The sequence below is a fragment of the Anaerolinea thermolimosa genome (assembly GCF_001050195.2).
Classification (GTDB): Bacteria; Chloroflexota; Anaerolineae; order Anaerolineales; family Anaerolineaceae; genus Anaerolinea; species Anaerolinea thermolimosa.
Map to the genome: position 1 here is coordinate 1,050,504 of NZ_DF967965.1, position 2,360 is coordinate 1,052,863.

3 protein-coding genes are annotated in these 2,360 nt (G+C 53.5%); 1 reads left to right on the plus strand and 2 read right to left on the minus strand.

Annotated elements, in window-relative coordinates; translation table 11 throughout:
- Positions 1-94: 94 nt before the first annotated feature.
- Together ATHL_RS04770 and ATHL_RS04775 are read right to left on the minus strand one after the other, a co-directional pair.
- Positions 95-520, minus strand: a complete 426-nt coding sequence (locus ATHL_RS04770; protein WP_062190326.1) for a type II toxin-antitoxin system VapC family toxin — start codon at positions 518-520, stop codon at positions 95-97.
- On the minus strand, positions 517-771 hold the full coding sequence (locus tag ATHL_RS04775; RefSeq protein WP_062190328.1) for a type II toxin-antitoxin system Phd/YefM family antitoxin: 255 nt from the start codon (positions 769-771) through the stop codon (positions 517-519). The genes ATHL_RS04770 and ATHL_RS04775 overlap by 4 nt, the downstream gene beginning before the upstream one ends.
- Before the next feature lie 940 nt (positions 772-1,711).
- On the opposite strand from ATHL_RS04775, the gene ATHL_RS04780 reads away from it, so the two are divergent.
- The coding region (locus ATHL_RS04780) for a hypothetical protein (RefSeq protein ID WP_162787581.1) at positions 1,712-2,360 on the plus strand (649 nt) is incomplete at its 3' end.

A 2,360-nucleotide genomic window follows, 5' to 3' on the forward strand; every position in this document is an offset into this window, starting at 1 on the left:
TGGGCGTACCACGCAGTGAATTCGTCCAGTACCGCTTGGTAGCGTGTCACCGTGCGCGGGCTGGTAAGGGTGGCAAGGAAGTCATCTATGGGGTTCATCCTTCCTCCCACGGATTGAGCAACCGGACACCGGCAGGCGTAAAATCCGCTGTGTTGCGGGTGACGATCACCAGGTCATGAGCCAGTGCTGTGGCAGCAATCAGCCCATCTACAGCCGGGACTTTTCTGCCCTGACGCTCCAACCTTCCAACCAGCTCCCCCCATATCAGAAGAATGCGGATGTCCAGCGGCAGAATACGCCTGTCGAAGCGCAGGATCAGATCGTTTTCCAGCCAGTAGCGCAGCGCTTCTTTGCGCGGCGATTCATCCAGCCGTTCAATGCCGTGCCGAATCTCCCCAATCGAAAGGACGCTCAGATAAAGGGTGTCTTCATCGGTTTCGGACAACCAGCGCACCACTTGCTCGTTCGGTTGACGGCGGGTAAACTCCGAAATGACGCAGGTATCCAGCAGATAGGTCATGGCTGTAAATCCACCTCGCGCGGCAGGCTTTGATCGCGCTCAATTTGGAGCTCTGAGCCCGCCAGCGGCGATTGGAGCAGGAATTGCGCCAGGTTGCGCTGGGGGGTCGTCAGGCGACGATATTCCTCGTAAGACAGCACCACGACGACCTTCCTCCCGCGTCGGGTGACGATCTGCGCACCGTTGCGCAGGGTTCGTTCAACCAGTTCGCTAAAGCGAGCCTTGGCTTCCTGTAACTGCCAGAGATTCATTGTGCACCTCCAAAGCTGACCAGTCAGACCAGTTATATTATATACTTACCACAGCCTGAAAGCTACCATCAAATGGAACTTTTTTGACTTTATATAGCTCAACGACTTCCTCTCCAAGGTTCTTTTCTGAATCAGATGCAAATGTGCAAATAATAATGCCCCTGTGTTGGCTGAACGGCGTGACGGGGTGTTCCTACTGGTGCTGGTAGGTACTCCGATTCTGCCAGCCAGTACCGATGATATTCATCTCCGATGAACCTGAACACAAAGACCAGATTTCCAAGTAGAGTTCACCCACTACTAATAGCGGTTAGCAGGTTGTATAAGGAATGAGGTGGTCTGCCTCCTGATGGCAGAGCATAAGGGTATTCCCACCCATATCGAAATCGAAGAGTCCTCCAGAAATAAGGCTGCCCATGGTTGTGGGGCATACTCTGCAACCTGGCAGAGACTCTTGCTGTACTTTAATCCGCCTTGTACGCATTGAAGATTAGCTCCGAGCCTGCCAGCCGCAAAGTGGAGGTGCTTTTACCTATCCCTTTGGCATGGATTCACTTTGAAGACCGTGCTTCTCTGCCCAGCGACCACACCTGTACAAGTATATCAGTATATCACCCTACAACTGGAAGGGCTCGAAACGTGATCGTTCCAAAGCTGGTAAAAAGGTGGTTAAATGGATGAGGAGTAGTTAGCAAGCCACCCCACATCCGACGAACAGAGAGGCACACCTGGAATGCGCCTGAACCTCATTTTACCAAAAGTTGAACCGGGGCAATATGAATATCCGAAGTGTTGCGCGCGGAAAGGATGTCCGGGAGTGAGGTTTATCCCCCGGCAGGAAGTGAGCAAAAAGATCGTGGATACGGAGCATCGACAAGTGACTGCCTGGCGGTATGAGTGCATGAGTTGTGGGCATGTTTTCAGGGTATACCCCAGGGGAGTGGATCACAAGCAAATCTCAAAGCGGGTGAATGGCATGGCGGTGATGATGTACCTGTTAGGGTTGAGCTACGGGGCGGTGGAAATCGTGCTAGGTAGTCTTGGGATAGGGATAGGCAAAACGAGTGTCTATCGGGCAGTTCAGGAAGCAGCCAGGCGGGTACCGGGCATGAGACAAGGGAAGCAGTTGGAAGGGTACAGGGCCAAAGCAGTTGGGGCAGATGTGACCAGCGTGCGATGCCATGGGCGGTGGGTAACGGTAGGCATCGCCGTCGACGCAATCAATGGGATGGTATTGAGTATCGATGAATTACCCGGGGAGGACGCAGAACAGTTGAAGGCATGGCTTGAGCCCATTCTGAATGCGGTGGATGCGGAGGTGGTGGTGAGCGATGACGCGGATGCCTTCAAGAAGGTGAGTGATGAGACGGGACGTTCCCAACAGGTATGCAAGAGCCACGTTGGAAGAAACACAGAAGACCTGGTAGAAGAACTCTCAGCCATCATCCGGGAAGGCCAGGATCATTCGCTGCAAGCCATTCAAGTGTCCCCTGAACGAGCGTTAGAGGACCTGGCTTGTCTCAAAGCCATGATCCATTCCCGGCGTCCAGAGGATCAAGCATGCCTGGAAGGAATCTATTTGCGCTATG

Excerpts from the sequence above, each read along its gene's own strand:
- ATHL_RS04775 (WP_062190328.1), bottom strand. The coding sequence starts at position 771 with ATGAATCTCTGGCAGTTACAGGAAGCCAAGGCTCGCTTTAGCGAACTG.
- ATHL_RS04770 (WP_062190326.1), bottom strand. The coding sequence starts at position 520 with ATGACCTATCTGCTGGATACCTGCGTCATTTCGGAGTTTACCCGCCGT.